The sequence below is a fragment of the Cytobacillus sp. C11.1 genome, assembly GCF_058145115.1.
Map to the genome: position 1 here is coordinate 1 of NZ_CM176935.1, position 26,857 is coordinate 26,857.

Annotated in this window: 17 protein-coding genes and 3 rRNA genes; 4 read left to right on the forward strand and 16 right to left on the reverse strand. The window is 43.8% G+C overall.

What is annotated here, in order from left to right:
• From rrf to AC3ZVC_RS00020, 4 genes are all read right to left on the reverse strand, one after another.
• Nucleotides 1–117: ribosomal RNA gene (gene rrf / locus AC3ZVC_RS00005) — 5S ribosomal RNA — on the reverse strand.
• 125 nt (nt 118–242) lie between these two features.
• Nucleotides 243–3,177 (reverse strand): 23S ribosomal RNA (locus tag AC3ZVC_RS00010).
• Nucleotides 3,178–3,486: 309 nt separating this feature from the next.
• Nucleotides 3,487–5,036: ribosomal RNA gene (locus AC3ZVC_RS00015) — 16S ribosomal RNA — on the reverse strand.
• Together the 16S, 23S and 5S rRNA genes form the textbook arrangement of a ribosomal RNA operon.
• A 276-nt stretch (nt 5,037–5,312) precedes the next feature.
• Complete coding sequence (locus AC3ZVC_RS00020) at nt 5,313–6,188, reverse strand: nucleotidyltransferase-like protein (protein WP_490068763.1); 876 nt, start codon at nt 6,186–6,188, stop codon at nt 5,313–5,315.
• Nucleotides 6,189–6,338: 150 nt separating this feature from the next.
• Between AC3ZVC_RS00020 and AC3ZVC_RS00025 the strand changes: the two genes are divergently transcribed.
• On the forward strand, nt 6,339–6,695 hold the full coding sequence (locus AC3ZVC_RS00025) for a YgzB family protein (RefSeq protein ID WP_490065707.1): 357 nt from the start codon (nt 6,339–6,341) through the stop codon (nt 6,693–6,695).
• 365 nt (nt 6,696–7,060) lie between these two features.
• On the opposite strand, the gene perR is transcribed toward AC3ZVC_RS00025, so the two are convergent.
• The 7 genes from perR to AC3ZVC_RS00060 form a co-directional block, all read right to left on the reverse strand.
• The gene (gene perR / locus AC3ZVC_RS00030) at nt 7,061–7,498 is read right to left on the reverse strand and encodes a peroxide-responsive transcriptional repressor PerR (protein ID WP_198029704.1); all 438 of its coding nucleotides are present in this window, start codon (nt 7,496–7,498) and stop codon (nt 7,061–7,063) included.
• Between the two features lie 109 nt (nt 7,499–7,607).
• The gene (locus AC3ZVC_RS00035) at nt 7,608–8,165 is read right to left on the reverse strand and encodes a cob(I)yrinic acid a,c-diamide adenosyltransferase (protein ID WP_490065708.1); all 558 of its coding nucleotides are present in this window, start codon (nt 8,163–8,165) and stop codon (nt 7,608–7,610) included.
• 872 nt (nt 8,166–9,037) lie between these two features.
• Nucleotides 9,038–9,508 (reverse strand): thioredoxin-dependent thiol peroxidase, encoded by a 471-nt coding sequence (gene bcp / locus AC3ZVC_RS00040; protein ID WP_490065709.1) that lies wholly within the window; start codon nt 9,506–9,508, stop codon nt 9,038–9,040.
• 81 nt (nt 9,509–9,589) lie between these two features.
• Entirely contained in the window at nt 9,590–10,000 is a 411-nt protein-coding gene (locus AC3ZVC_RS00045) for an ion channel (RefSeq protein ID WP_490065710.1), read from the reverse strand.
• Between the two features lie 173 nt (nt 10,001–10,173).
• Nucleotides 10,174–10,959: an ABC transporter permease gene (locus tag AC3ZVC_RS00050; RefSeq protein WP_490065711.1), complete on the reverse strand. Its 786-nt coding sequence runs from the start codon at nt 10,957–10,959 to the stop codon at nt 10,174–10,176.
• 3 nt (nt 10,960–10,962) lie between these two features.
• Nucleotides 10,963–11,754: an ABC transporter permease gene (locus tag AC3ZVC_RS00055; RefSeq protein ID WP_490065712.1), complete on the reverse strand. Its 792-nt coding sequence runs from the start codon at nt 11,752–11,754 to the stop codon at nt 10,963–10,965.
• A 39-nt stretch (nt 11,755–11,793) separates the two neighbouring features.
• On the reverse strand, nt 11,794–12,801 hold the full coding sequence (locus tag AC3ZVC_RS00060) for an ABC transporter ATP-binding protein (protein WP_490065713.1): 1,008 nt from the start codon (nt 12,799–12,801) through the stop codon (nt 11,794–11,796).
• 242 nt (nt 12,802–13,043) lie between these two features.
• On the opposite strand from AC3ZVC_RS00060, the gene AC3ZVC_RS00065 reads away from it, so the two are divergent.
• The 3 genes from AC3ZVC_RS00065 (at nt 13,044) to AC3ZVC_RS00075 (ending at nt 20,833) form a co-directional block, all read left to right on the forward strand.
• A complete protein-coding gene (locus AC3ZVC_RS00065) occupies nt 13,044–14,339 on the forward strand; it encodes a glutamate-1-semialdehyde 2,1-aminomutase (protein WP_490065714.1) in 1,296 nt (431 codons plus the stop codon).
• A gap of 408 nt (nt 14,340–14,747) precedes the next feature.
• Nucleotides 14,748–19,220, forward strand: coding sequence for a glutamate synthase-related protein (locus tag AC3ZVC_RS00070; protein ID WP_490065715.1), 4,473 nt, complete (start codon nt 14,748–14,750; stop codon nt 19,218–19,220).
• Nucleotides 19,221–19,753: 533 nt separating this feature from the next.
• Nucleotides 19,754–20,833: an FUSC family protein gene (locus AC3ZVC_RS00075; protein WP_490065716.1), complete on the forward strand. Its 1,080-nt coding sequence runs from the start codon at nt 19,754–19,756 to the stop codon at nt 20,831–20,833.
• 63 nt (nt 20,834–20,896) lie between these two features.
• Here the strand turns inward: AC3ZVC_RS00075 and nikC are convergent, their stop codons facing one another.
• The 5 genes from nikC to AC3ZVC_RS00100 form a co-directional block, all read right to left on the reverse strand.
• On the reverse strand, nt 20,897–21,796 hold the full coding sequence (nikC, locus tag AC3ZVC_RS00080; RefSeq protein WP_490065717.1) for a nickel transporter permease: 900 nt from the start codon (nt 21,794–21,796) through the stop codon (nt 20,897–20,899).
• Nucleotides 21,797–21,812: 16 nt separating this feature from the next.
• Nucleotides 21,813–22,817 (reverse strand): ABC transporter permease, encoded by a 1,005-nt coding sequence (locus tag AC3ZVC_RS00085; RefSeq protein WP_490065718.1) that lies wholly within the window; start codon nt 22,815–22,817, stop codon nt 21,813–21,815.
• Between the two features lie 158 nt (nt 22,818–22,975).
• Complete coding sequence (locus AC3ZVC_RS00090; protein WP_214726029.1) at nt 22,976–24,583, reverse strand: ABC transporter substrate-binding protein; 1,608 nt, start codon at nt 24,581–24,583, stop codon at nt 22,976–22,978.
• Between the two features lie 84 nt (nt 24,584–24,667).
• Entirely contained in the window at nt 24,668–25,639 is a 972-nt protein-coding gene (locus AC3ZVC_RS00095; RefSeq protein ID WP_490065719.1) for an ABC transporter ATP-binding protein, read from the reverse strand.
• A complete protein-coding gene (locus AC3ZVC_RS00100; RefSeq protein WP_490065720.1) occupies nt 25,614–26,630 on the reverse strand; it encodes an ABC transporter ATP-binding protein in 1,017 nt (338 codons plus the stop codon). The genes AC3ZVC_RS00095 and AC3ZVC_RS00100 overlap by 26 nt, the downstream gene beginning before the upstream one ends.
• Nucleotides 26,631–26,857: the final 227 nt, after the last annotated feature.

A 26,857-nucleotide genomic window follows, 5' to 3' on the forward strand; every position in this document is an offset into this window, starting at 1 on the left:
GCCCGGCAGCGTCCTACTCTCACAGGGGGACAGCCCCCAACTACCATCGGCGCTGAGAAGCTTAACTTCCGTGTTCGGTATGGGAACGGGTGTGACCTTCTCGCTATCGCCACCAGACTATTTTTTCAAAGACAAGTATTATTATACCGTCTTTTTATGATTTTTCAAGAGGAAATTTTAAATTTTCGTTCCCTCAAAACTAGATAATGAATGAAGAAGAATTGCCGAGTTTCACCAATAACTTGGTTAAGTCCTCGATCGATTAGTATCAGTCAGCTCCACATGTCGCCACGCTTCCACCTCTGACCTATCAACCTGATCATCTTTCAGGGATCTTACTAGCTTGACGCTATGGGAAATCTCATCTCGAGGGGGGCTTCATGCTTAGATGCTTTCAGCACTTATCCCTTCCGCACATAGCTACCCAGCGATGCCTTTGGCAAGACAACTGGTACACCAGCGGTGCGTCCATCCCGGTCCTCTCGTACTAAGGACAGCTCCTCTCAAATTTCCTGCGCCCACGACGGATAGGGACCGAACTGTCTCACGACGTTCTGAACCCAGCTCGCGTACCGCTTTAATGGGCGAACAGCCCAACCCTTGGGACCGACTACAGCCCCAGGATGCGATGAGCCGACATCGAGGTGCCAAACCTCCCCGTCGATGTGGACTCTTGGGGGAGATAAGCCTGTTATCCCCGGGGTAGCTTTTATCCGTTGAGCGATGGCCCTTCCATGCGGAACCACCGGATCACTAAGCCCGACTTTCGTCCCTGCTCGACTTGTAGGTCTCGCAGTCAAGCTCCCTTGTGCCTTTACACTCTGCGAATGATTTCCAACCATTCTGAGGGAACCTTTGGGCGCCTCCGTTACTTTTTAGGAGGCGACCGCCCCAGTCAAACTGCCCACCTGACACTGTCTCCCGCCCCGATAAGGGGCGCGGGTTAGAATTTCAATACAGCCAGGGTAGTATCCCACCGACGCCTCCACCGAAGCTGGCGCTCCGGTTTCTACGGCTCCTACCTATCCTGTACAAGCTGTACCAAAATTCAATATCAGGCTACAGTAAAGCTCCACGGGGTCTTTCCGTCCTGTCGCGGGTAACCTGCATCTTCACAGGTACTATAATTTCACCGAGTCTCTCGTTGAGACAGTGCCCAGATCGTTACGCCTTTCGTGCGGGTCGGAACTTACCCGACAAGGAATTTCGCTACCTTAGGACCGTTATAGTTACGGCCGCCGTTTACTGGGGCTTCGATTCAAAGCTTCGCTTGCGCTAACCTCTCCTCTTAACCTTCCAGCACCGGGCAGGCGTCAGCCCCTATACTTCGCCTTGCGGCTTCGCAGAGACCTGTGTTTTTGCTAAACAGTCGCCTGGGCCTATTCACTGCGGCTCATCAGGGCTATTCACCCTAATGAGCACCCCTTCTCCCGAAGTTACGGGGTCATTTTGCCGAGTTCCTTAACGAGAGTTCTCTCGCTCACCTTAGGATTCTCTCCTCGCCTACCTGTGTCGGTTTGCGGTACGGGCACCTTTTCCCTCGCTAGAGGCTTTTCTTGGCAGTGTGGAATCAGGAACTTCGGTACTAAATTTCCCTCGCCGTCACAGCTCAGCCTGTGTGGTAACGGGATTTGCCTCGTTACCAGCCTAACTGCTTGGACGCGCATATCCAACAGCGCGCTTACCCTATCCTCCTGCGTCCCCCCATTGCTCAAACGGTAAAGAGGTGGTACAGGAATATCAACCTGTTGTCCATCGCCTACGCTTTTCAGCCTCGGCTTAGGTCCCGACTAACCCTGAGCGGACGAGCCTTCCTCAGGAAACCTTAGGCATTCGGTGGATGGGATTCTCACCCATCTTTCGCTACTCATACCGGCATTCTCACTTCTAAGCGCTCCACCAGTCCTTGCGGTCTAGCTTCAACGCCCTTAGAACGCTCTCCTACCACGGACACCTAATGGTGTCCATCCACAGCTTCGGTGATACGTTTAGCCCCGGTACATTTTCGGCGCGGAGTCACTCGACCAGTGAGCTATTACGCACTCTTTAAATGGTGGCTGCTTCTAAGCCAACATCCTGGTTGTCTAAGCAACTCCACATCCTTTTCCACTTAACGTATACTTTGGGACCTTAGCTGGTGGTCTGGGCTGTTTCCCTCTTGACTACGGATCTATCACTCGCAGTCTGACTCCCATGGATAAGTCTTTGGCATTCGGAGTTTGTCTGAATTCGGTAACCCGATGAGGGCCCCTAGTCCAAACAGTGCTCTACCTCCAAGACTCTTACTACATGAGGCTAGCCCTAAAGCTATTTCGGAGAGAACCAGCTATCTCCAAGTTCGATTGGAATTTCTCCGCTACCCACACCTCATCCCCGCACTTTTCAACGTGCGTGGGTTCGGGCCTCCATCCAGTGTTACCTGGACTTCACCCTGGACATGGGTACATCACCTGGTTTCGGGTCTACGACCACATACTCATTCGCCCTATTCAGACTCGCTTTCGCTGCGGCTCCGTCTTGTCAACTTAACCTCGCATGTAATCGTAACTCGCCGGTTCATTCTACAAAAGGCACGCTATCACCCATTAACGGGCTCTAACTACTTGTAGGCACACGGTTTCAGGTTCTCTTTCACTCCCCTTCCGGGGTGCTTTTCACCTTTCCCTCACGGTACTGGTTCACTATCGGTCACTAGGGAGTATTTAGCCTTGGGAGATGGTCCTCCCTGCTTCCGACGGGATTTCTCGTGTCCCGCCGTACTCAGGATCCACTCTGGAGGGAACGAAGTTTCAACTACAGGGCTTTTACCTTCTCTGGCCGGCCTTTCCAGACCTGTTCATTTACCTCGTTCCTTTGTAACTCCGTGTAGAGTGTCCTACAACCCCAAGAGGCAAGCCTCTTGGTTTGGGCTAATCCCGTTTCGCTCGCCGCTACTCAGGGAATCGCGTTTGCTTTCTCTTCCTCCGGGTACTTAGATGTTTCAGTTCCCCGGGTCTGCCTTCCATACCCTATGAATTCAGATATGGATCCTATCCCATTACGGATAGGGGGTTTCCCCATTCGGAAATCTCCGGATCAAAGCTTACTTACAGCTCCCCGAAGCATATCGGAGTTAGTCCCGTCCTTCATCGGCTCCTAGTGCCAAGGCATTCACCGTGCGCCCTTTCTAACTTAACCTACTTCGGCCGCTGATCGACTGCGAATCTCTGCGTCAGCTTCGTCACTGTGCTCCTCACGTACTCTCGTACGCTCCGGTGCTCGTTCGGTCGCTTTCTTGAGCTTCTTGCCGCTCATCGTCCTCATGGTTTGTACTCTTACTTGGTTTCAAAAAACTTACATAAGAGAAAAAAACTAAGATGGCGATTACTCGGTTATTGCTTCTTCATTAACATTATCTAGTTTTCAAAGAACGAATAATTCAATGAGAGATTGGTCTCTCAAAACTAAACGAACAAAACACGTCACGTCTCAAGTAAATATCCTTAGAAAGGAGGTGATCCAGCCGCACCTTCCGATACGGCTACCTTGTTACGACTTCACCCCAATCATCTGTCCCACCTTAGGCGGCTGGCTCCAAAAGGTTACCCCACCGACTTCGGGTGTTACAAACTCTCGTGGTGTGACGGGCGGTGTGTACAAGGCCCGGGAACGTATTCACCGCGGCATGCTGATCCGCGATTACTAGCGATTCCGGCTTCATGCAGGCGAGTTGCAGCCTGCAATCCGAACTGAGAATGGTTTTATGGGATTCGCTTAACCTCGCGGTCTCGCAGCCCTTTGTACCATCCATTGTAGCACGTGTGTAGCCCAGGTCATAAGGGGCATGATGATTTGACGTCATCCCCACCTTCCTCCGGTTTGTCACCGGCAGTCACCTTAGAGTGCCCAACTGAATGCTGGCAACTAAGATCAAGGGTTGCGCTCGTTGCGGGACTTAACCCAACATCTCACGACACGAGCTGACGACAACCATGCACCACCTGTCATCCTGTCCCCCGAAGGGGAACGCCCTATCTCTAGGGTTGTCAGGAGATGTCAAGACCTGGTAAGGTTCTTCGCGTTGCTTCGAATTAAACCACATGCTCCACCGCTTGTGCGGGCCCCCGTCAATTCCTTTGAGTTTCAGCCTTGCGGCCGTACTCCCCAGGCGGAGTGCTTAATGCGTTTGCTGCAGCACTAAAGGGCGGAAACCCTCTAACACTTAGCACTCATCGTTTACGGCGTGGACTACCAGGGTATCTAATCCTGTTTGCTCCCCACGCTTTCGCGCCTCAGCGTCAGTTACAGACCAAAGAGTCGCCTTCGCCACTGGTGTTCCTCCACATCTCTACGCATTTCACCGCTACACGTGGAATTCCACTCTTCTCTTCTGCACTCAAGTTCCCCAGTTTCCAATGACCCTCCCCGGTTGAGCCGGGGGCTTTCACATCAGACTTAAGGAACCGCCTGCGCGCGCTTTACGCCCAATAATTCCGGACAACGCTTGCCACCTACGTATTACCGCGGCTGCTGGCACGTAGTTAGCCGTGGCTTTCTGGTTAGGTACCGTCAAGGTACCGGCAGTTACTCCGGTACTTGTTCTTCCCTAACAACAGAGTTTTACGATCCGAAAACCTTCATCACTCACGCGGCGTTGCTCCGTCAGACTTTCGTCCATTGCGGAAGATTCCCTACTGCTGCCTCCCGTAGGAGTCTGGGCCGTGTCTCAGTCCCAGTGTGGCCGATCACCCTCTCAGGTCGGCTACGCATCGTTGCCTTGGTGAGCCGTTACCTCACCAACTAACTAATGCGCCGCGGGCCCATCTGTAAGTGATAGCCGAAACCATCTTTCAGCTTTCCCTCATGTGAAGGAAAGAGTTATCCGGTATTAGCTCCGGTTTCCCGAAGTTATCCCAGTCTTACAGGCAGGTTGCCCACGTGTTACTCACCCGTCCGCCGCTGACTTCTGGGAGCAAGCTCCCAGAAGTCCGCTCGACTTGCATGTATTAGGCACGCCGCCAGCGTTCGTCCTGAGCCAGGATCAAACTCTCCATATAAGAGTTGATTAAGCTCATAAGTTGTCTTTTCAAAAAAGACTAAAGAATTAACGTTGACGTTTTTGTTCGTTCAGTTTTCAAAGATCAATTTCCCTTTGTTATATTTTGCCTTATCGCTCAGAAGCGACTTTATTAATATAACATGTGTTGAATTCAACTGTCAACACTTTTTTAAAACAAATCCGTCAGCTGTGAAAATGTTTTTTGTTCATATCGCAGCGACGGATATAAATATAACAAGGATTTAAATAAAGGTCAATAGCTTTTAATGTTTTTTTACGATAATTTTTTTCCTAGTTTATAATGCCTGTGATAAATCCCTTGTCCCTTCGTATCTATATTCACTACTTCTATAATATGTTTATCTATTAGATATTCAAGAAGCATACTTAAGTCAACTGAATATAGATGAAGTTCTTCATGATTCATAATGTCATGGATAGACCATTCTTCTTTTTCACCAAGAATATCTGCAAGATGGCTTATTCCTTGTTTTGTCCTTGAATGGATCAAGAACTCACTGGCCAAAAATAACAGTTCCAGTCTTTTTTCCAGTGGCTCATGGCTATTTACAAGCTCTTCATATAACTTCATAATTTCTGGTTCAATTTGTTTAACCTGATTCCATACAGTTACCTCGGGATGAAAACCATTTTCGATTACTGCAAGCCTTGCCAGGTGATGGAGAGAATGAACAATATGGTTATAGGCGTCAAAATAATGGCGGTTCTCAAAAAATGCTTTTCCATCCATGTACCGGCGGATCAGCTTCGCAAACTCCAGCCCCATCTTTAATTTCCGCCCATAGAACGGAAATTCCCTTAATTCCACCTTCAAATTATGAATATACTCATTTCGATCAAAAAGAACTTTTCCATTATAGAGCCAATCAAATATCTTGCGGTTTGATCCTAATAGTATCCATTCACGCAGCTGCTTATCTGTCACTATATGAAGAGCTGCTTTTTTATCCTTATATGTGTAATGCTTAACAAACACAGGTTCATCTGCTTCCTTTACAAGAATCAGGAGCACAGCATCAAAGGTATCTGTTGCAGGAATTGCTTTTTGAATCTTCTCGGTCATGATCACTCCGAGCGTATTTGTCTGGCTTGCCCGTTCTTGGTAAATAGGACGGAGAATATCTTCCATCATAATTCCTCCAGTTTATTGATAGCGTATATCTTCGACAATTATAAATGAAATCCTCCCTAAATGTGAGACATTTTTCGACATCATCCTATATTAATATTTATTTAGGTAAAGAGGTTATGGTATAGTTAGCTTTTAGGAGGGAACAGAATGGCTAAGTACTCAAGTAAAATCAATAAAATTCGTACATTTGCCCTTAGTTTAATTTTTATCGGATTTATCGTTATGTACGTTGGAATCTTCTTTAGAAATTCCCCTCTTCTCATGACAATATTTATGCTGCTAGGAATGCTATTCATCCTCGCAAGCACCGGTGTATATTTTTGGATCGGCATGCTTTCAACTAAAACCGTACAGGTGGTTTGCCCGAATTGCGGCAAGCATACTAAAATGCTGGGCCGTGTTGATATGTGCATGTATTGCAAAGAGCCTTTAACGCTTGATCCAAAACTTGAGGGCGTTGAATTTAATGAAAAATTCAACAAAAAAAATACGAAGCAGAGCTAATAACCTCACCGCTTCATATTCGCGATCCAAAATGGCCGGCTAGCTAATAGCCGGTTTTTTATTATAAATTGTACATTATATACTTAAGAAAAGGCTCTGTTAAATTTGCCTGTTGATTTCAGCACGAGGCACTCCCTTTCCGCGGGTGGAGTTCGACGCTCCTCGTTGCTTCGCTCCTGCGGGGTCTCCCTTTGATCCGCACTCCCGCAGGACTTTGAATAAGCATCACTGAGTAAACACCTCACGAAGAAAATGCGAATGCATTTTCGCGGGATTAGTGCCTTCCGCTCCAATCAACAGGGTGCTAAAACCTAAGTAAAAAGAAAAAGCTGTCAGCATCCAGCCGGCAGCTTTGTACTATTTGGTTAGTGAGCTTCTTTGCTTGCACATTCAGGGCAGGTTCCATAGATCTCCATTCTATGATGGCTGATTTTAAAACCTGTTACATGTGAGGCAAGATGTTCTACTTCATCAAGGCCAGGATAGTGGAAGTCTACAATCTTGCCGCAGCTCTCACAAATGACATGGTAATGATGAGTAGTTACAAAATCGAAGCGGCTCGATGCGTCTCCGTATGTTAGTTCCTTCACCAGGCCAACCTCACGGAATACTCGTAAATTATTGTAAACTGTAGCCACACTCATATTAGGGAATTTACCTTCTAATGCTTTGTATATATCGTCTGCAGTCGGGTGTGACATGGAGTTTATTAAATATTCAAGTATCGCATGACGCTGCGGAGTGATACGGACTCCTGTCTCTTTCAAAGTATCCAGCGCCTCTTTTAATTCCATTTGCGCCACCGCCATGCACCTCTTTTCCAACAAATATTATTACTTTATAATCTTTATAAATAGTGTACTAATTTTTTACCACATTTGTCAATATTACAAACACCTTAATAGAGGGAAGTCAGCTTTTATCAGCATGCAATGTATGTTCACTGGATCCCAAGTGATGATTTACAAAGCGAGCTGAGACAAACAGCAAATCTGATAAACGATTTAAATAGGCCAGAACCAGCGGGTTTACATCTTCCCCCAGGGAGACCGCACACCGCTCAGCCCTTCTTACAATTGTTCTTGCCACATGGAAGGCAGCTCCTGATGGATGACCGCCTGGAAGAATAAAGTTAGTTAGGGCAGCAAGTTCTGCTTCCCATTCATCGATTTGCTTTTCCATGAAAGCGATATCCTCTTCTGATATAACCCATTTAACTTCCCTGCCTTTGGGCGTAGCCAGCTCTGCACCAGCGTGAAACAAGTCAGTCTGTACTTTGTGAAAAACTTTTTCTATCATTTCTTTATCTGTAAAAAATTCGGCTGTTAAGTGGCTTAATGCCATCCCAATCATGGAGTTAGCTTCATCACAAGTACCGTAAGCCTCTACACGAATATCATCTTTATTGACTCTCTGCCCGTATATTAAAGAGGTGGTTCCCTTGTCTCCAGTTTTTGTATAAATTTTCACCTTAATACCCTCTTTCTAGATCAATCACATTAATGTAATCTTTGTTATTTTATATATATATGTATGAAGGTTATTCTTAAAAATTTCAAAAGATCGCGGTAAATAATTTTTAGTACTGTTTGAGAGATGAGGCATGGCTGTTTACATTCTCCATTTTCCAGAAAGAATGACCCTTTGGAAGCGGCTTGTTTTTCGAAAACATCCAGATAAGCGTGGTAAATCCGGTCTGCTTCTAATGCTGTTATAAGAACCATTTCCTCTACAAGATAGCCTCACCTATATTTTTAAAAAATGCGGAATCCTACATGGCTGCAAAATGCTCTTTCTTTAGCACTTAATTTATTTCAATTGTACTTAGCAAAACAGAGAAATTTCTTTTGTACTTCCTCACGGAGGCTTTCAGAGGCAAATCGGAAGAAACAATCCTCATAGAAATCGCCCCAATTTTGTTTTTTATCATCATATCACCGATGTCTGAATTGTAGAAACTATACGTTGCTTCTTTTGGCTGCTTTCTCAACCTTTATTGCTTTTTAAACATTGATTTCCTGATTTTCGCTCCAGGATGCTCAGCGGACTGCGGAGGTAGGCGGTAGCCTCCTCGGCTCACATGGCCTGCGAGGGCCTCCCTTTGACTCTCTCTCCCGCTGGAGTCTCGCTCCTATCATTCAGATCAACAAAGTGCAAATATCAACATGACCTTTTAACAGGGCCTAAAAAAAACGGACCAGATAAGGTCCGTTTCGAAAAAAGTATCTGAGGAGGTATGCCCTAATAAAATGATATGCAAAACTTGTTTTTAGGAATGGACAAAAGCCTTGATCCCCTAAAAATAGGCCACCCATTTGCATATATATCTCTTTGCATCAGCCCTAGGCCAGGTTTTCTTTAATATATTCAAGAGCTTCTTCTACATGCCCTTTTACTTTCACTTTCCGCCACTCTTTAACGAGTTTGCCTTCCGGATCAATAATAAAAGTGGAACGTTCAATTCCCATATATTCTTTCCCAAAATTCTTCTTCAGCTTCCATACATCATATGCTTCTGCGGTTTTATGATCTTCATCAGCAAGCAGCAAAAATGGCAAGCCGTGTTTTTCGATAAATTTTTCATGTCTTGTAAGCGGATCGGGGCTTACACCTAATATAACTGCATTCACGCCTGCAAAGTTTTCATGCTGGTCCCTGAAATCACATGCCTGTGTTGTACAGCCTGGCGTCATGTCTTTCGGATAAAAATAGAGAACCACATTTTTACCTCGGTAATCTGAAAGCTTTATTTTCTTGCCATTGCTGGCCTCCAGCTCAAAATCCGGAGCAAGGTCTCCAATTGCAACTGCCATACTTTATCACTCCCGTTAGATAAGTTTTCTTGCTTTAAGCCTATCCAACTTTTCACTTAAAAACAACCATTAGGCAGGCAGTTATGTCTGCTTTTCCGCATCAAAAACAACTCTCGCCACAAAGGCTGCAGGTATGACGTAGCCAATCAGAGCTTCCAAAACAGCAATCATTCTGCCAATTCCAATCGGGCTAATATCTCCATATCCAACGGAAAACAGAGTTACTGCACTAAAGTAAAATCCCGTCTCAAGCCGTTCCAGAAACCCTGCTTCTATATAGTTTGTACCATCTATTAAAACAACAAGTCCATGCAAATCAAGTAAAATATAAATTAGTCCGAAACCAATCATGATTGTAGCATACAAACTTATCAGATAAAGGAAATTCTCCATAGATACCCATCTGCCTTTTATCTTCGTAGATGAAAAAAGAGTTTGCAGACTCATAATCATGCATAAAACAATCAGAATTAACGACAAATAAAATGCCATAATGCAACCTCATTTCGAAATGGCTTCAACTAACTTATTTATACGCTTCTATACCATACTGTATGACTGCCTGTCTGCACACAAGAAAAGCGAGGGCGCCGCAGCTAGACTGTTTTCGAAGCGGAAAGTTTCACATGCACAAAAAGAGCCAGGGATATACCCCGGCTCTGGTTTCAATTACCTGCACCTCTATACCGCTTTACACCTGAATTCCAAATCAAAATTGAGATTCCAAAGAATACGGTCCCGATTACCGGAGTTAAGAATGAGTAGAGAAACCACTCTTCCTTCCCCAAAAAGTAAGCGGCAGGATAAACACCGACAAAGGCGAATGGCAGCACCCAAGTTAATACAAAGCGAATAACGCTATTATAAATATCTACTGGATACCTTCCATAATTTCCGATGTTATACATCATAGGCATGATCGAAGTTCGGGCATCAGCCCAAAAACTGATGCACGCAATCATGATAAAAATGCCGCCATACACTAGCATTCCTCCTAATACAAAAAGAAGGAATAAGAACGGGTCTGCCCAGGATAGCTCCAGACCAAGGCTGTTTCCTGCATAAAACATTACAGCGATTCCTGTAACGGCTCCGAAAAGGGATTCAAGCTCCATCCGTTCCAAAACAATTTGAAACAGGCTATGGATCGGACGGGTCAATATCCTATCAAGCTCACCTTTGACAATATACCTTTCGTTAAAATCCCAGATATTAAAGAAAGAAGAAAACAGAGCATATGGGACAAGGAAAAATCCGTAAATGAAAATAATCTCATCCCTCGTCCAGCCTCCAAGAAGATTGGTATGGCCGAAAACGACTAATATAAAAATTAAATTGACTGCCTGAAATAATAGGTCTGAGATTATCTCCACAAATAAATCTGCTCGGTACTGCATCCTCGTTTTCATATATTGGGCGACATATTGGAAGAAAATTTTTAAATAAAACATCCGTCACCCTCCCTGAATAATAAGTTGTTTTTTCGCAATCACCCATAGAATCTGAATGGGGATCACCAGAATAATCACCCATACACCCTGAAGAATAATTGCTTGAATGGCTTCATTATTTGAAAAGCTATTTGTAAAGATCATACTTGGTACATAACTGATTCCCTGAAAGGGAAGATACTTCAATAAATCCTGAGCCCATATCGGAAAAAAGCTGATGGGAATAAGAAGGCCTGAAAAGAGATCAATCACAACCCTTTTCGCCCGTATAAGACCTGTATTATTAAATAGGAAGAAAGTGGTAATCCCTGTCAGCAAATTAATTTGGGTATTAATAAAGAAACTTAATAAAATCGACATCGCAAAAAAGAGCCAAGTGGTTAAATCTGCAGAAAACTGGAGCGGGAAAATGAACGAAACAATCACCATACCCGGAACCGAGAAGAAGAACAGGCGGAATATCCCCTCGCCAAGCCCCTGCATTGTTTTCATGCCAAGGTAATTGTACGGGCGTATCAGTTCCACCGCTACCTTCCCTTCTTTAATTTCCGCAGCCATTTCACGGTCAATATTATTAAAATAAAATGCCCTTGCCATCCACGCTACTGCTACATACGTAGACATTTGGATAACAGACATGCCTTCAATTGCATCCTTTTCGCCATATATTGCCGACCATAAAAAATAATAGGCCCCGATATTAATGCTGTAAATCAAAATACCTGTATAATAATTAGTTCTGTAAGCAAGCATCATTAGGAAACGGATCCGGATCATTTCAAGATATTTATCCATGAACACACCCCCAGTTATGGAGCGGACGGAACCATTCCATTACGATATCCCCCGGTCATAAATATTTCGGATGATTTCCTCAGTAGAAGTTTCTTTAATGTTGATATCTTTTATTTTTAAAGCGGCAACCACCTTTGCAATTAATAATGATATGAGCTCATCATCATCATCCACCACTGCCGTAAAAATGGCTTTCTTCTCATCCTTCTCCCATTTCACTTCAGACGATGCTGTTATTTTATTTAGATCAGCCAGTTCGACTTCTTCGAGAAATTGAAATTCAATTTCTTTTCCTTCTCCCCATTTTTCCTTCAGGCTTTTTAATGCACCATCGTAAATGATTTTGCCATCATCAAGCATAACCACCCGTTCACACAAGGCCTCGATATCTGTTAAATCATGCGTGGTCAGCAGAATGGTTGTATTATACTTTTCATTAATCTCTTTAAGGAACTCCCTGATTCTTAGTTTAACCAGAACATCAAGCCCAATGGTAGGTTCATCCAGAAACAGAAGCGGCGGGTTATGGATCAGTGCGGCAGCGAGTTCGCATCTCATTCTTTGTCCAAGGGAAAGCTTCCGGACCGGCTTATCCAGGAGTGGCTCAATATCCAATGTTTTGATGACATGTGCCATATGGCTTTCATATTGTTCATCAGATACTTTGTAAACCTTCTTCAGCAGCCTGAAAGACTCCTGAACAGCAATGTCCCACCACAGCTGCGATCTTTGTCCAAAAACCACACCAATAGTGCTGACGAACTTTTCACGGTCTTTATGCGGGTTCATACCATTTACAATGACTTCACCGCTGGTTGGGGTTAAAATCCCAGTTAGCATCTTAATGGTCGTTGACTTACCTGCTCCATTTTCGCCAATATAGCCGACCATTTCTCCTTGCTTCACATTAAAGCTGATGTCGTTAACAGCTGGTACAATCTTGTAGTTTCTTGTTAAAAGGTCCCGAAAAGCACCTTTTAATCCGGAGCGGCTTGAATAGGCTATAAACTCTTTCTTTAAGTTCCGGACTGTTATTGCATCTTTCATGATTACTCCTCCTGCCAATTAATGCCCTAATGAAATAGTTTAGACAAACACGCAAAGCAACACAAATAGAATGCACCTAATCTTTATGTAGAAATCTATAGGTCATTAACACATTCGGTTCATCCGGGTCCCTTCATTAAGTTACAGAATACTCTGCCTTCCCTTTTAGATTGGACTTATTGCCTTTCAATCATGTTAAAATAATAACTGTACTAATTTCGATTCTTGTCAGGAGGAAAATAATGCAATTTACTAATTCTGAACGATTACATAAAAAAGCTCTTGAACATATTGTCGGGGGAGTCAATAGCCCTTCCCGCTCTTATAAAGCAGTTGGCGGAGGTTCCCCGGTCGCGATGGAAAGGGCACAGGGCGCATATTTTTGGGATGTTGACGGCAACCAGTATATCGATTACTTAGCCGCCTATGGACCGATTATTACCGGACATGCCCACCCTCATATTACTGAGGCGATTAAAACTGCCGCAGAGCGCGGAGTGTTATACGGTACTCCAACCCCTCATGAAGTGAAATTTGCGGAAATGCTTAAAGAAGCAATGCCTAATTTGGACAAAGTCCGTTTTGTAAACTCAGGAACAGAAGCAGTTATGACAACCATCCGTGTAGCACGGGCATATACAGGGAGAGACAAAATCATTAAGTTCGCTGGCTGCTACCATGGACATTCAGACCTTGTACTTGTTGCAGCAGGCTCCGGTCCTTCAACATTGGGGACTCCCGACTCTGCTGGAGTACCAAAGAGCATCGCCCAGGAAGTTATAACGGTTCCTTTTAATGAAATAGAGCCCTATAAGGAAGCTTTGGAAAAGTGGGGAGACCAGATTGCAGCTGTTCTCGTTGAACCAATTGTCGGCAATTTTGGGATTGTAGAACCTAAACCGGGATTTTTGGAACAGGTAAATGAATTAACCCATGCAGCAGGAGCGCTGGTTATCTACGATGAAGTTATTACGGCTTTCCGTTTCATGTATGGCGGAGCACAGGATTTGCTGGGCGTTAAACCAGATTTGACTGCTATGGGTAAAATCATTGGAGGAGGCCTGCCTATAGGTGCTTATGGGGGCAAAAAGGAAATCATGGAAACCGTTGCTCCTCTCGGACCTGCATATCAAGCCGGGACTATGGCAGGCAATCCTGCTTCCATTCTGTCCGGCATCGCCTGCCTTGAAGTACTTAAACAGCCGGGAGTCTATGAATATATGGACCGCCTTGGCGAAAAGCTTGAAGAAGGCATCGGCGCCGCTGCAGCAGAATTTAACATTCCGATCACCATTAACCGCTTAAAAGGCGCTCTCACCATTTATTTTACAGATGAAAAAGTTGTAAATTATGAGCAGGCAGAAAACACGGATGGCGAGATGTTTGCAAAGTTTTTTAAGTTAATGCTCAATCAGGGAATCAACCTGGCACCATCCAAATATGAAGCATGGTTTGTAACGATCGCCCATACAGAGGAAGATATTAACGCAACTATCCACGCAGTCCAAAATGCATTTCAGCAATTAAGCGCCGAATAAATATTCACTATTTTATACATTAACGGGAACATTAAAGTTCCCGTTTTCTTTATTAACAGCTATGAAAACGTTTACAATATTAGTGTTTTTTTATACACTATCAGTTTTGTCCCGCTAAACTCTATCCAACTTTTTGTATAAATAATTGATTTCTGAAAATTCATATGATATGATAGGAGAAATCTTTTCTGTAAGTGCGGAGTACGCCAGCAAAAAGATGGGTATAAAGGCAAAAACCTTTCCCAAATAATCAAACTATTCATTTAATAAATGCTTATGCATTTATCCTTTCAAAAACATGACTTTTTGAACAACCTCATTTAAAACCCGTAAACAACTAATTTTTAATAGATTACTAATCAGGAGGTGAACGGCTTTAAGGCAAAGCCTTATTTTCAGCCGAATACTATGACATTACAACAATGGAGTCCTTCACTTTTTAAAGAGTTTAACCGTCAGGAACATGATGCGTGCGGCATCGTTTCTGCTATGGAAAAAAAGAAAGTACCTACACGGGAGAATATTTTCAGCTGTATCAATGCCCTTGTCACCATGAATCACCGTGCCGGCTTTATTAACGGAGAAGGAGACGGTGTTGGCATTCATATTGATATCCCGAGGGCACTTTGGAAAGAAAAGTTAAAGGAAGCAGGAGCCGATCCGGCAGCTGCAACCAGTGAGGGGTTTGTCGTTGGACATGTATTTATGTCCAGAAGCAAGGACACTGAATCTTTTAAAAAGCATTTAATGCAAAAGCTTGCCGATTCTCAGCTTGAAGTCATCTTTGAATCTGAAGAGGTAACCGAATCCTCTGCCCTTGGTCCAATTGCCATTCAGGAAAATCCTGTATTTTGGCAGTTTGCCTGTTTATCAGAACAAACTGGGGGAGAGCTTTCCAAAAAGCTTTTTGAATTGATTGTCGATTTTGAAGAAAATGAGCATGTGCATGTCGCTTCACTAAGCCAGCATCATGCCGTTTATAAGGTAATGGGCGCTGGAGATATTTTGCCTAAATATTATCATGATTTAGCAAGCCCGCTTGTTGCTTCAACCATGACACTTGGACATAACCGCTATTCAACTAATACATTATCAAGCTTCTTTCGCGTGCAGCCATTCAGCATCCTTGGCCACAACGGCGAGATCAACACGATTGCAAAGCTAAGAGATGAAGCGAAAATGGTTGGCGTTCCGCTTGTAAAAGACGGAAGTGATTCCCAGGATTTAAGCAGAACGCTTGAAACGTTTATTTGCCGTGATGGTTATTCACTATTCGAAGCGATGGATGTTATGTTCCCGCCAATCGTGAATGAAATCAAGTCTTACCCAGAACACCTTCAGGATATGTATTCATATATTCGTGAAGCATGGGGCCATTTTGCTCAAGGACCGGCAGGAATTATCTCCCGCTTTGCTGACGAAGCTGTGTTTAGCGTAGATGCTTTGGGCCTTCGTCCGCTGTGGATGCTTGAAACAGAAAGCTCTTATCTGTTCTCATCTGAGCCAGGAATTATTCCATCAAGTGAATATGTCAACGAACCTAAGCCGCTTTCACCTGGTGAAAAAGTCGGACTTAAATGGGATGGCGATACTCTTGCTGTTTATGAACACAGCGATTATCAGGCTGAAGTTTTCGAAAGATTCTCAGTGCGCGTTAGTGCTGATAACTTCCGTATTCGCCTGCAGGAGCCAAAGTTAGAAAAAACAATTTCCGTAAATTATCCGGATAAAGTCCATAATGGACAATATAAAGCGTTCGGCTGGGAAAGAGACCATGTCCAGCTTGTCGAACAAATGGCTGAAAAAGGAGCAGAGCCAATCCGTTCACTCGGACACGACTCTCCTTTGGCTGCACTAAATCCGCAGCGCAAAAATATTTCAGATTTTATTAAGGAAAGCGTTGCAGTCGTTACAAACCCTGCCATTGACCGTGACCGTGAAACCGAGCATTTCTCTACACGCACCATTATAGGAAAGCGTCCGTCATTATTCGAAAAACAACAGCCTGGTGCTGTAATTGAATTACAGACTCCTATTTTAATAGAAGGAAAAGCAGGTTTTGAATGTTCCGAAGCTCTAAAACAGCCTAGCTACGATCAGGTCACCAGCTTCTATCAGGAACAAAAGCTTATTTCTTATCTGTCTACCACATTTAAGAAAGATGAAACCGTAAAAGAAGCTTTGGACCGATTATCTGCAGAAGCAGTTGAAGCTGTACACAGCGGAAAGACCCTGCTTGTCCTCGACGATGCAAACGCACACCAGGAGGATGCTTATTGGATTGATCCGCATTTAGCCGTGTCTGCTATTGACCAGGCCCTAGTAAAAGAAGCCATACGCCGTGAATGTTCCCTTTTGGTGCGTTCTGCTTCCATCAGGTCTTTGCATGATATCATCACTGCATTTGGCTTAGGTGCAGATTTGATCAGCCCTTACTATATGTTTATGACAGTGCTTGGCGATTCTGTAACGCCATTAACCAATTTATATTCAGCCCTTACTAAGGGTCTTGAAAAGGTTATCTCAACGATCGGCATCCATGAGTTAAGAGGCTATGGCCGGCTGTTCTCTGCAATCGGTCTGCATGAAGACTTGGCCGAGTATCTAAATATCGTAAACTTCTTCGGTTCAAAGGATCTTGCATTTAATTTCGACGCAATGAAAGAAGATGCTTTTGCGAGAGCAGAAGATTATCAAAATGAAAAAGAGAGGATTGGAAAGACGTTCAGCCTTTTCCCTCGTATCTGGAAAGCTATTGGCGAAGTTGCATCAACAGGCGACTATAGTGCATACAAGGAAAAAATCTCTGAGCAGGAGGATCAAAATCCTACGACAATCCGCCATTTAACAGGATTTAAAGAGACAGCCTCAAACCTAAAGCCGGAGGATATCAGCTTAAATGTAGGAGAGCATGACCTGCCGTTCGTAATCTCCTCCATGTCCTTTGGTTCTCAGAATGAGACAGCCTTCAGGGCCTATGCAGAAGGTGCAGATCGTTTGAACATGGTCAGCCTGAATGGTGAAGGCGGGGAAATTAAGGATATGCTCGGAAAGTATCCAAAAACCCGCGGACAGCAAGTGGCATCCGGACGCTTTGGTGTTAATGCCGAGCTGCTCAATTCATCCAACTTGCTTGAAATTAAAATCGGGCAAGGTGCAAAGCCTGGCGAAGGCGGACACCTTCCTGGCTCAAAGGTTACAGCAAAAATTGCTGAAGCTCGTAATGCAACAATTGGTTCAGATTTGATTTCACCTTCAAACAACCATGATATCTATTCAATTGAAGATTTGGCACAAATGATTCATGAGCTTAAAACAGCCAACGACAAAGCAAAAGTAGCTGTTAAGGTACCGGTAGTACCGAACATCGGAACAATCGCAGTTGGTATTGCAAAAGCCGGTGCAGATATTATCACACTAAGCGGTTTTGACGGCGGTACTGGTGCTGCCAGGATCCACGCGCTCCAGCACGTAGGCCTCCCTGTTGAAATCGGCGTAAAAGCCGCTCATAATGCCCTATTGGAAGCAGGTATACGCGATAATGTAGAACTTTGGGCTGATGGTGGAATCAAGAGTGCTGCAGACGTATTAAAAGTAATGCTTCTTGGAGCTAATCGAGTTGGCTTTGGTACGTTATCCATGCTTGCCATTGGCTGTACAACCTGCCGCGGCTGTCACCTTGACACTTGCCACGTGGGGATTGCTACCCAAATTGATTCTGAAGCACAGGCAAAGGAGCATGGGTTAAGAAGATTCGTTCCGCGCCAATTTGACCTTGCTGTCCAAGGCATTATGAATCTATTTACAGCATTTGGCCAAGAGCTTAAAGCACTTGCAGCGTCAATTGGAGTAAAAAATCTTCAGGATGCTGTTGGACGTTCTGACCTTCTTGTCCAAACAAAAGGTGCAAATCAGCTTAATTTGACTCACCTTTTAAAAACACTTGAAATCGGCCAATTTTCTCCGCAGGAAGCTCCTGCTGCACTGCAAGAAGCACAGCTGCAGGTTGCTGTTGGAGCAGAATATCTAGATGCAAGTGTTGAAGAATTACATCAATCACGTGAATTCGAAAGCATAACTTCCGAGCAGCGTGTGCTGGGCAGCCGTGTTTCCTGCCACCGTGTAAGAGGCCGTTTGGATGGTTCCTATAAAGGGCTTCCGCCGGTTGACTTAAAATATAAAGGCGGATCCATTCCTGGAAATGGCCTGGGAGCTTACAACAGCTTCGGCATTAATATTGAAGTTGCCGGAGGAGCGCAGGATGGAATCGGTAAGACGTCATTTGGCGGCCAAATCAAAATCTTCAAGGCAAAAGGAAAGAACGGCAAGTTCTATAACGGTTCTGTCGGAAAAGGCTTTGGCTATGGAGCACAGCACGGCTTGCTTGTAGCCCAGGGAAATGCTGATGCACGTGCAGGAATCAGATTATCCGGTGCAGACATGATTATTGGCGGCCAAATGAAAAAGCCGCTTCCTGAAAAGGAATACGGCAATATCGGAACAAACGCCAATATTAAGGGCTTTGCCTTCGAATATATGACAAATGGAAGAGGCCTCGTCCTTGGTGATCCTGGTCCATGGATTTGCGCAGGTATGACCGGCGGTGTTGTATACTTAAGACACCAGCCGGAAATGGGCTTAACAAAAGAAGCCATCCAGCGCAGAATTGCAAAAGGAGCAAAAGTTTCTGTCTCTTCTCTTTCAGAAAAAGGAACAGAAGATGTAAGAGAACTTCTTGGCCAATACATTGCAATGCTTAAGGATCAAGGCCAAGCTGATGAAGCATCCCAGCTTGCAGCCCTCCTTGATCATCCGGCAGACCACTTCGTACAGGTCATTCCGGTTAAAGAACAAGCTGACCCATCTGTTTCTACAGAGTGATTGTTTAGCAGCCTAATGAAGAACCGTCCGTGCCTGCGGACGGTTCTTTTTATATTTATTAGTCGAGATCAAAAATGAATACGGGTTATTTATTTTTATTTACCAAGCCTGGCTGTATTCCCAGTTCATAGGCACTATTCCCCGGCTTAAGGTCACTCCTATGCTACTATGCTTCATTCAACGGCACTATTCCCCACTTTAAGTCCCTCATGGCTCTGTTACTCCATCCAGCGGCACTATTCCCCCGCTTTAGATCCCTTCATGGCTACTTATCTCTTTTTTGGCATTATTTCTCCTCCAAAAAAAGTGCATTTAAGCTATCAAATACAAATACTCGCCTATTTACTTTTTCTTAATAAAATTTCATTAAAATGCCCCTTGAACTTCTTTCCATATCCCTGTATAGTACAATATTGTTTAATAATGAGCAAAAGAGTTTAAAGTAGTTATAGTTAGTACTTTAAACGGACCTATCGGTAAGACTATTAATCAACCAGAAGAAAAATTCTTCTGGAGGAAAGGACATATATTGTATGAAGCTTGGCGCCCGCATACTTAAGACGGGAATCGCAATTATTTTATCTTTATTTTTATCGGAAGTGTTTAATCTCCCTTCACCTATCTTTGCAGGGATAGCGGCTATTTTCGCCGTTCAGCCGACTATTTACAGATCTTATCTTTCCATTATTGAGCAGATCCAAGGGAATGCCATCGGCGCATTAATTGCAGTTATTTTCGTGCTTTTGTTTGGAAATGATGTCTTTATTATCGGGCTTGCAGCTATTATGGTTATTACGATCAATTTGAAGCTGAAAATTGAAAATACGATTGGTTTATCACTGGTAACCTTAATTGCTATTATGGAAACACCAGGAGACACCTTTCTGCAGTTTGCACTTATACGCTTTTCCACTATCATGCTAGGGGTTTTATCTGCATTCATCGTTAATCTTGTTTTTTTGCCTCCTAAATACGAAAACAAGCTTTACAACAGAATTTCCAATAACACAGAAGAGATTACAAAATGGATCCGGCTTAACATCCGGCATGCATCCGAGCACAAACTGCTGAAAAACGATATCGACAAAATGAAAGAAAGCAATGTAAAGCTTGAACAATTATATTTAATGTACAAGGAAGAACGGAATTATTTTAAGCGAAATGATTTGGTTAAGTCACGTAAGCTTGTGATTTACAGACAGATGATCTCAACCGTAAAGCGTTCATTAGAAACCTTAAAAAAATTGCATCGCTTTGAAAATGACTTGCAGCAGATGCCTGAAGACTTTCAGCATGCAGTCCAACAGCAGCTGGATATTCTGATTCATTACCATGAGCATGTAATGCTCAAATTTATTGGGAGAGTCCGGCCTAATGTAGTATTTGAGGAAGGGGACTTCAGCTTAAGCAGAAAAGAACTCGTAAATTTGTTTCTATCACAGCAAAAGGAGCTCAACCTTGAAGATGAATCGATACTCCCTCATACTATGCAAATCATCTCTGCTATTGTGGATTACGATGAGCATGTAGAGCATCTTGATAAGCTAATAACAAGTTTTCAGGCTTATCACAAGGACGAAAATGAGGTTACTATACAGGAGAATATTGAATAAAAAAACTCCAGGCATCTGGAGCAGTATAAAGAAAAAGCAGCTGGGCCTCAGCTGCTTTTTTAGTTAATTCTTCATGCGCGGATCGAGAGCATCTCTTAATCCGTCACCCATTAAGTTAAATCCTAGAACAGTAAGCATAATCGCCAGCCCTGGGAAAATCATCGTCCATGGAGCCTGAACGAGAAATGCTTTTGCATCAGCCAGCATCTTTCCCCACTCAGGATTCGGAGCCTCAGCACCCAGCCCCAGGAATCCTAATGCGGCTGCTTCAATAATGGCAGTCGCAATCGCAAGGGTTCCCTGCACAATGATCGGTGCCATACTGTTAGGCAGCACATGTTTGAAGAGAATACGGCTATTGCTCATTCCAACCGCTTTTGCAGCCATAATATACTCCTCCTGTTTTACACTAAGCACCCGCGAACGGATAAGCCTTCCGAAGTTAGGAATATTAATGACTGCAATCGCAATCAGGGCATTTCGCAATGATGGCCCCAATACAGCCACAATCGCAATCGCAAGCAAAATACTTGGAAAAGCAAGCATGATATCAAAAACACGTGAGATAATCGCATCAACCCATTTACCATAATAGCCTGCGACTACACCCAGGAGGCACCCGACAACAATGGATCCCATTACTGCCAGGAATCCGACCCATAAAGAGATTCTCGCTCCATAAATTACCCTCGAGAAAATATCCCTTCCAAAGTCATCCGTTCCAAACCAATGCTCACTCGATGGGGCTTGAAGCCTTTTTGAAAGCATTTGTTCATTAATCCCCTGCGGTGCAATGAGCGGTGCAAAAACAGCCAGAAGAATAAAGAATAAGACGATGATTGATCCAATCAAAGCCAATTTGTTTTTTCTAAAGCTCCTCCATGCTTCCGTCCAGGGGGAAACCACTTTTTCATCAGCTGGCAAAATCGGCGGCTGAATATCTTTTTGAGTTGAAAGTTCCAAGCTTATCTCCCCCTCCCTAGTTATATTTAATGCGCGGATCTATTGCTGCATACAGCAAATCCACCACTAAATTAATCATGACAAAGATAAAAGCGATCACAAGAATTCCTGATTGAATAACAGGATAATCCCGGTAGTTAATGGCTTCATAAATATATCGGCCGATTCCAGGCCAGCTGAAAATCGTTTCCGTTAATATTGCTCCCCCGAGCAATAAGCCCATTTGCAGCCCGATAATCGTTATAACCGGAATAATTGCATTTTTTAATGAATGTTTATAAACAACCCAGAACATTCTTAAGCCTTTTGCCCTGGCTGTTCTGATAAAATCAGATCTCATAACCTCAAGCATTGTCGAGCGCGTAATTCGCGCAATAATAGCCATAGGTATGGTGGCTAATGCAAATGCAGGCAAAATCAAATGCTTGACGACATCCCAGAATTGATCCATCCTCCCTTGCAGAAGGGTATCAATCATATAAATATGTGTAATGGCCATAATCGGGTTCCTTACCTCTTCCCTTCCCGATGTAGGCAGCCAATCCAGCTTTATGGCAAACGCCCATTGCTCCATCAAGCCAAGCCAGAAGATCGGCATGGATACCCCAATAAGCGCAAGCACCATGGCCACATAATCAAACCATGAATTTTGGTACCAGGCACTGATAATTCCTGCATTTACACCTATAAAAACAGCAATTAACATCGCTACAAATGTTAGCTCCATAGTGGCAGCCAAATATGGCCAGATTTCCTGGCTAATTTCAGACTTTGTTCTAATTGATTCTCCAAGATCACCAGTCAATAGTCCGCCAAGATATGTAAAATATTGAAGGTACCACGGCTGATCCAGCCCCAGCTGCTTCGTTAATGCCTCCACAGCCTCTTTTGTTGCCAATTGTCCCAGAATAATTTGTGCCGGGTCTCCCGGGATGGCCCGAATCATAAAAAAGACGATTAGGGAAAGTCCAAGTAATACCGGTATAAGTGAAAAAATTCGTTTGATCGTATAGGACATCATTACAGGTTTCACCTCTCTTGAAGGTTGGTACAATATTTTGGAATAGAAAAGGGAGATACAAAACTGTACTCCCCTTTCCTTGGATTATAAGAAGTGTAACTCTCTTGCAATTTTCATTGTCATGACTGAGAGTCCGTAAATCTCCTCAGACTATAATCTTATTTAAATTCAACAGTTGATAATAAATCAGAACCTGTTGGATGCGGCTTGAAGCCTGAGATATCTGCTTTACCCGCAAGGATTGGCCTTGAGTGTACAAGCGGAATCCATGGAGCATCTTCTTTGATAAGAAGCTGAGCTTGTTTGTATAGCTCTTCACGCTCTGCCTGGTCTGCACTTGCTTGTGCTTTCACCAATAATTCATGCACTTCAGGGTTTTGGTAATAAGAGTAGTTATTGGAACCAATGCTGTCCTGGTCAAGAAGTACGTATAAGAAGTTATCCGCATCTCCATTGTCGCCTGTCCAGCCCAGCAAGAATGTATCTGCTTCACCATTCTTGGCTTTATCCAGGTAAGTACCCCATTCGTAGGAAACAATTTTAGCTTTTACGCCAATCGCATCAAAGTTGGCTTGTAGAGCTTCTGCCACTTTCTGTCCATCCGGCATGTATGGTCTAGGAACAGGCATAGCCCATAGTTCCATTTCAAATCCGTCTTCATAACCTGCTTCTTTTAAAAGTTCTTTCGCCTTCTCAGGGTTGTACTCATAATCTTGAACATCATCGTTATATCCTGCTACAACCGGAGGCATTGGGTTTTTCGCAGGTTCAGCAGCGCCAGCATAGAATGCATCGATTAATGCTTGCTTATCAACTGCATAGTTAAGTGCCTGGCGTACCAGTTTTTCTTTCAATGGTCCGCGAGTGCTTGTTAATCCAAGATATGCAACGTTTAGTGTTGGACGCTCAAACACCTGTAGATCAGGATTTCCTTCGATTTGTCCTACATCACTGAAGTTAACGCCATCAATCAGGTCAACCTCGCCTGTAGCTAATGCATTCAAACGTGCAGAGTTTTCAGGAATAACACGGAAGATTACTTGATCTAACTTAGGCAGTCCTTCTTGCCAGTAATCCTCATTTTTTACAAGAGTGATACGGTCATTGGGCTTCAATTCCTGGAATTTAAAAGGACCTGTTCCTACAGGGTTTTGAAGGAACTTATCCCCGTGCTGTTCAACAGCAGCCGGACTGGCAATGCCAAATGGAGACATAGCCAGGTTCTTTAGGAATGGAGCAATTGGTTTGTTTAAAATAAACTCTACTGTATAATCGTCAACTGCTTTAACTTCAGAGATCTTATCTCCAAATTGAGAGTTGTAATAGTAGAATTGCTCAGCGCTTCCTGCTTTCCATCTTTCAAAGTTGAAGACAACTGCTTCAGCATTGAAATCTGTTCCATCGTGGAACTTAACGCCTTCGCGAAGCTTTAATGTGTGCTTCAGGCCATCTTCGCTTGTTTCCCATTCAGTAGCAAGGCCCGCTTCGATTTCAGTATCCTGCTCACCGAAGTTAATAAGTGTTTCATAAATGTTTTTTGTAACTTTAAAAGATTCACCTTCTGTTGTAATTGCCGGATCAAGTGAAGTAGAATCACCGCCACGTCCAAAAACAAGCGTACCTCCTGAAGATGTTTCTTCTGTATCTGTGCCTTTCTCATTATCCTCTTCCTTTGTTCCGCTGCTTGAGTTGCTGCTGCAGCCGGCTAGTGCCAGTGACAGAAGCATAGCTGCAACAAGGAACCAAATACCATTGCGCTTCTTCATTGTTTTCCCCCTTTTCTTTCGCCTGCTTTGCAGGCATTTTTACATATTTATCATCCATGCAGCGCTGCCATTTTTGCCAGCTCATCAAGAACTGTATAAATGACATGCTGCAAAGTGACCAGGTTCAATTTCCTCTAATTGAGGTCTTTCTGTTTTACAGATATCCATGCATTCTTTGCATCTCGTGTGGAAAGCACATCCTGCTGGAGGATTCTGCGGGCTTGGAATATCCCCGGTTAAAAGCTCCCTGTCTTTCTTTAAAGTCGGATCTGGAACTGGAACTGCACCAAGCAAAGCTCGCGTATACGGATGCAGCGGTTTATCGTAAAGCTGATCCGCTGTTGTGATTTCTACCAGCCTTCCAAGATACATAACTCCAACTCTATCACTGATATGTTTAACCACCCCTAGGTCATGGGCAATGAATATATAAGTAAGCTGAAATTCCTTCTGCAAATCTTCAAGCAGGTTTAATACCTGTGATTGAATCGAAACATCGAGGGCTGAAACTGGTTCATCAGCAATAATCAGCTTAGGCTTTGTCATAAGTGCCCTCGCAATTCCGATTCTCTGCCTTTGGCCACCGCTGAACTGATGAGGGTAGCGTTTTGCATGGTAGCTGCTAAGGCCGACAACTTCAAGCATTTCCCTTACCCTTCGTTTTCGTTCCTCTTTGTCGCCAATGCCATGGACGATAAGCGGCTCTTCCAAAATCTGTTCTACGGTATGGCGGGGATTCAAAGAAGCAAACGGATCCTGAAAGACCATCTGCATTTCCTTTCTCATTTTGCGCATTTCCCCTGAGCTTAAGCTTGTCAGGTCTTTGCCCTCGAAAACCACTTTTCCTTCTGTTGGTTCAATCAGGCGCATCAGCATTCTCCCTGTTGTGGATTTGCCGCAACCCGACTCACCTACAAGACCAAGCGTTTCACCTTTATTTACAAAGAAACTAATGTCATCAACTGCTTTAACATCACCTGTTTTTCTGCCAAAAAGCCCGCCCGTCACCGGAAAGTACTTTTTTAATTGATTAACTTCCAACAGCACTTCTGTCATTCACTACACCTCCTGACTCGTGCAGGAAACAGCGCACAGTGTGCTGTTCTGCCTCTTCAACATGGTAAAGCGGAGGACTTTCAGCCATGCAGCGGTCATGGACAAACTCGCAGCGTGCTGCAAAGCGGCAGCCTGTCTTGATTGACCCCGGCTTTGGCACATTTCCTGGAATAGAATATAGACGATCTTTCTTTTCCCGGACATCCGGTACAGATTGAAGCAGCCCCTGTGTATAAGGGTGCTTCGGATTTTTAAAAATTTCCTCTACCGGCGCTTCTTCCACGATTTTTCCGGCATACATGACAATGACCCGCTCGCAGACTTCCGCGACCACGCCTAAATCATGGGTGATCATAATAATAGCTGTATCGAGTTTCTCATTAAGGTCCTTCATCAGGGAAAGGATTTGAGCCTGTATCGTTACGTCGAGCGCGGTTGTCGGCTCATCGGCAATCAGGAGACGCGGATGGCAGGACAAAGCCATGGCGATCATCACCCTCTGCCTCATCCCTCCGGATAGCTGATGAGGATATTCCTTCATAATTTGCTCTGCTCTCGGCAGGCCGACAAGCTTCAGCATCTCAACTGCCTGCTGGAAAGCAGCCTTCTTGTTTACTTTTTTATGTATTTTGATGCCTTCTATCAGCTGATCGCCAATCGTAAATAAAGGATTCAATGATGTCATCGGCTCCTGGAAAATCATCGCCACTTCATTGCCTCTTATTTCCCGCATTCTTTTTTCTGAAGCGTTCACTAGATTTTCGCCGTCTAAAAGAATTTCTCCGCCAACAATTTTCCCTGGCGGCTGTGGAATCAGCTTCATTATGGATAGAGAAGTAACACTCTTTCCGCAGCCGGACTCGCCGACTATTCCAAGGACCTCTCCTTTATTAACTGAGAAGCTTATATCATCGACGGCAGGTACTTCACCATCCGAAGAGAAAAAGGAAGTCCTTAGATGCTTTACATCTAAAACTGGAGCTTGAGTCACACGGATACTCCTTTCTTGATCGTCCCCTTCCTATGAAATAGGACATTTTTAACAATTTGGACCTTAGGTCACTCTTTTTTTCATTCTATAAAAAAAGATTGTCGAAGTCTACTCATTTTTCTAAATTATTTAAATATAGTAAACATTATATATATTTTGATGTTATTCTATATCTTTCCGACTAGATATTTAATCGTTTTCTACTAATATCTATGAAAAGGCTGGAC

What these genes read in the sequence shown, in the direction of transcription:
- AC3ZVC_RS00020 (WP_490068763.1), bottom strand. Translation starts at nt 6,188, where the DNA reads ATGGAAGATATTCTCCGTCCTATTTACCAAGAACGGGCAAGCCAGACA.
- AC3ZVC_RS00025 (WP_490065707.1), top strand. Translation starts at nt 6,339, where the DNA reads ATGGCTAAGTACTCAAGTAAAATCAATAAAATTCGTACATTTGCCCTT.
- bcp (WP_490065709.1), bottom strand. Translation starts at nt 9,508, where the DNA reads ATGGCAGTTGCAATTGGAGACCTTGCTCCGGATTTTGAGCTGGAGGCC.
- AC3ZVC_RS00045 (WP_490065710.1), bottom strand. Translation starts at nt 10,000, where the DNA reads ATGGCATTTTATTTGTCGTTAATTCTGATTGTTTTATGCATGATTATG.
- AC3ZVC_RS00050 (WP_490065711.1), bottom strand. Translation starts at nt 10,959, where the DNA reads ATGTTTTATTTAAAAATTTTCTTCCAATATGTCGCCCAATATATGAAA.
- AC3ZVC_RS00055 (WP_490065712.1), bottom strand. Translation starts at nt 11,754, where the DNA reads ATGGATAAATATCTTGAAATGATCCGGATCCGTTTCCTAATGATGCTT.
- AC3ZVC_RS00060 (WP_490065713.1), bottom strand. Translation starts at nt 12,801, where the DNA reads ATGAAAGATGCAATAACAGTCCGGAACTTAAAGAAAGAGTTTATAGCC.
- AC3ZVC_RS00065 (WP_490065714.1), top strand. Translation starts at nt 13,044, where the DNA reads ATGCAATTTACTAATTCTGAACGATTACATAAAAAAGCTCTTGAACAT.
- AC3ZVC_RS00070 (WP_490065715.1), top strand. Translation starts at nt 14,748, where the DNA reads ATGACATTACAACAATGGAGTCCTTCACTTTTTAAAGAGTTTAACCGT.
- AC3ZVC_RS00075 (WP_490065716.1), top strand. Translation starts at nt 19,754, where the DNA reads ATGAAGCTTGGCGCCCGCATACTTAAGACGGGAATCGCAATTATTTTA.
- AC3ZVC_RS00085 (WP_490065718.1), bottom strand. Translation starts at nt 22,817, where the DNA reads ATGATGTCCTATACGATCAAACGAATTTTTTCACTTATACCGGTATTA.
- AC3ZVC_RS00090 (WP_214726029.1), bottom strand. Translation starts at nt 24,583, where the DNA reads ATGAAGAAGCGCAATGGTATTTGGTTCCTTGTTGCAGCTATGCTTCTG.
- AC3ZVC_RS00095 (WP_490065719.1), bottom strand. Translation starts at nt 25,639, where the DNA reads ATGACAGAAGTGCTGTTGGAAGTTAATCAATTAAAAAAGTACTTTCCG.